General features: G+C 62.1%; 3 protein-coding genes and 1 pseudogene. 3 read left to right on the top strand and 1 reads right to left on the bottom strand.

What is annotated here, in order from left to right; translation table 11 throughout:
* Positions 1-4: 4 nt before the first annotated feature.
* Positions 5-208: a hypothetical protein gene (locus EOA38_RS33960; RefSeq protein WP_127301275.1), complete on the bottom strand. Its 204-nt coding sequence runs from the start codon at positions 206-208 to the stop codon at positions 5-7.
* 413 nt (positions 209-621) lie between these two features.
* On the opposite strand from EOA38_RS33960, the gene rpsD reads away from it, so the two are divergent.
* The 3 genes and pseudogenes from rpsD to EOA38_RS40720 form a co-directional block, all read left to right on the top strand.
* Positions 622-1,239, top strand: coding sequence for a 30S ribosomal protein S4 (rpsD, locus tag EOA38_RS33955; protein ID WP_126093607.1), 618 nt, complete (start codon positions 622-624; stop codon positions 1,237-1,239).
* 111 nt (positions 1,240-1,350) lie between these two features.
* A complete protein-coding gene (ttcA, locus tag EOA38_RS33950; RefSeq protein WP_127301274.1) occupies positions 1,351-2,262 on the top strand; it encodes a tRNA 2-thiocytidine(32) synthetase TtcA in 912 nt (303 codons plus the stop codon).
* Positions 2,252-2,356: pseudogene (locus EOA38_RS40720) on the top strand (inositol monophosphatase); the annotation flags it as partial. The gene ttcA and the pseudogene EOA38_RS40720, both read left to right, overlap by 11 nt.

The following is a 2,356-nucleotide window of genomic DNA, read 5'->3' as shown; positions in this document are numbered from 1 at the left end:
CAACTTACCGGCGCCACCAGCAGTGCCGCACCTTGTAGCGGACGACGTGGCGGTGGCCGTGACGCCATACGACTCTTTTCTTCACCACGACGCGGCACACCTGCGTGTGGCTGTGCCAGTGCCTTGCCATGGCGGGCGCCGGCGTCATGATCGCCATCGACCCCGCCAACACCGCGGCGCCGGTTAAGGTAAGGAAGAACTTCTTCATGGGAATTCGGACTCCTCTGCTCCAGTCCCTTCATCAAGTGTCAGGGCAAAGCTACGTCCCGAAATGGTTGCGCCCCCGCCCTGATGCCGTCGGCGTCCGCCACATCCGGCACCGCATGCAACGCAAAATGGTATAAGGTCGGCCGTTGCGTCGCCAGTCACAAGCTTGACAGCGGTTAAATCTCTGTTTAACAGGCCATCAACACCGGGTGGCGACGCCCGGTGGTTTCTTTTGCATGGGCAAGATCTCACCGGCGTGCCGGCGGTCTTGTTCGAACTGACGTGTCCCGTGGGCTTTTCCGTCGCGTTGCGTGGAAAACCCTGTCAGGTCTCGAAAACGGAGGCCAGAGGAGGGCGCGTTTCCTTCACCCGGAGCCATGGGGTTCCGGGTATATTGTTTTGAAAGGGAATGCGATGAGCAAGCGCGAATCCGCGAAATACAAGATCGACCGCCGTCTTGGCGAAAACATCTGGGGCCGCCCGAAGTCTCCGGTCAACAAGCGTGAATACGGCCCCGGCCAGCATGGCCAGCGCCGCAAGGGCAAGCTTTCCGACTTCGGCCTGCAGCTGCGCGCCAAGCAGAAGCTGAAGGGCCACTATGGCGACGTTTCGGAAAAGCAGTTCCGTAAGGTCTATGAGGAGGCCAACCGCCGCAAGGGCGATACTTCCGAGAACCTGATCGGCCTGCTGGAATCGCGCCTCGACGCGATCGTCTATCGCGCCAAGTTCGTGCCGACCATCTTCGCCGCCCGTCAGTTCGTCAACCACGGCCACGTCAACGTCAACGGCAAGCGCACCAACATCGGTTCGTACCGCTGCAAGCCGGGCGATGTCATCGAGGTGCGCGAGAAGTCGAAGCAGCTCGTCATCGTGCTGGAATCGGTGGGTCTCGCCGAGCGTGACGTGCCGGACTACATCGAGGCCGACCACAACAAGATGACCGCGACCTTTGCCCGCGTTCCTGGCCTGTCGGACGTGCCGTTCGCCGTGCAGATGGAACCGAACCTGGTCGTCGAATTCTATTCGCGCTGATCGAAAGCCGGTCAGCAACGCAATCGAAGGCCGCCCACGAGGCGGCCTTTTCTTTGTCGGCCAGGTCCGCTAAGCCGGGCGGCAACCAGGACCCCGTGGGGCATTTGCACCATGAACATGCTGCCAGATACCAAATCACTTGGCATCAAATCGCTGGAACCGATCGCCGACGAGCCGGAGGGCGGGTTTCATCCGCTGTTCCGCGATGTGCCGTCCTCGGTCGAGTTCAACAAGCTGCGCAAGCGGCTGTTGAGGCTCACCCGTCAGGCGATCGAAGACTTCGCCATGGTGAAGCCCGGCGAGCGCTGGCTGGTGGCGCTTTCCGGCGGCAAGGATTCCTACGGCCTGCTTGCCTTGCTGCTCGACCTCAAATGGCGCGGCCTGCTGCCGGTCGAGCTGCTCGCCTGCAATCTCGACCAGGGTCAGCCGAACTTTCCAAAGCACATCCTGCCGGACTATCTCAACGCCAACGGCATTCAACACCGCATCGAGTACCAGGACACCTATTCGGTGGTCACAGACAAGCTGCCCGAGGGCAGCACCTATTGCTCGCTCTGCTCGCGGCTGAGGCGCGGGCACCTCTACCGCATCGCGCGCGAGGAGGGGTGCGCCGCCCTGGTGCTCGGCCACCACCGAGAGGACATCCTCGAAACCTTCTTCATGAACCTCTTCCATGGCGGGCGTCTCGCCGCCATGCCGCCCAAGCTGATCAATGACGAGGGCGACGTCATGGTTCTGCGTCCGCTCGCTTATTGCGCCGAGGCCGATCTCGAGAAATTCGCCGGCGCCATGAATTTCCCGATCATCCCCTGCGACCTCTGCGGCAGCCAGGAAGGGCTGCAGCGCAATGCGATGAAGGCGATGCTCGACGACATCGAGAAGCGCATGCCCGGCCGCAAGGACACGATGATCCGCGCCATGACCAATGTGCGGCCCTCGCACCTGCTTGACCGAAAACTGTTCGACTTCGCCGCGCTCGATGCGCGTCTCACCACAGGGCAAGACATTTCCGATGACGTTTGACGACCGTGCGATCGACTGGCTGGCCGATCTTCTCGCCGATGCAGCCAGGGCTGAGATCATGCCGCGCTTCCGCCGGCTGGGCGAGGGCGATGTC

It is taken from the genome of Mesorhizobium sp. M1E.F.Ca.ET.041.01.1.1 (genome assembly GCF_003997355.1).
GTDB lineage: Bacteria > Pseudomonadota > Alphaproteobacteria > Rhizobiales > Rhizobiaceae > Mesorhizobium.
The sequence above is the reverse complement of the archived record's forward strand: the minus strand, read 5'-3'. Positions and strand labels throughout refer to the sequence as shown.

Excerpts from the sequence above, each read along its gene's own strand:
- EOA38_RS33960 (WP_127301275.1), bottom strand. The coding sequence starts at position 208 with ATGAAGAAGTTCTTCCTTACCTTAACCGGCGCCGCGGTGTTGGCGGGG.
- rpsD (WP_126093607.1), top strand. The coding sequence starts at position 622 with ATGAGCAAGCGCGAATCCGCGAAATACAAGATCGACCGCCGTCTTGGC.
- ttcA (WP_127301274.1), top strand. The coding sequence starts at position 1,351 with ATGAACATGCTGCCAGATACCAAATCACTTGGCATCAAATCGCTGGAA.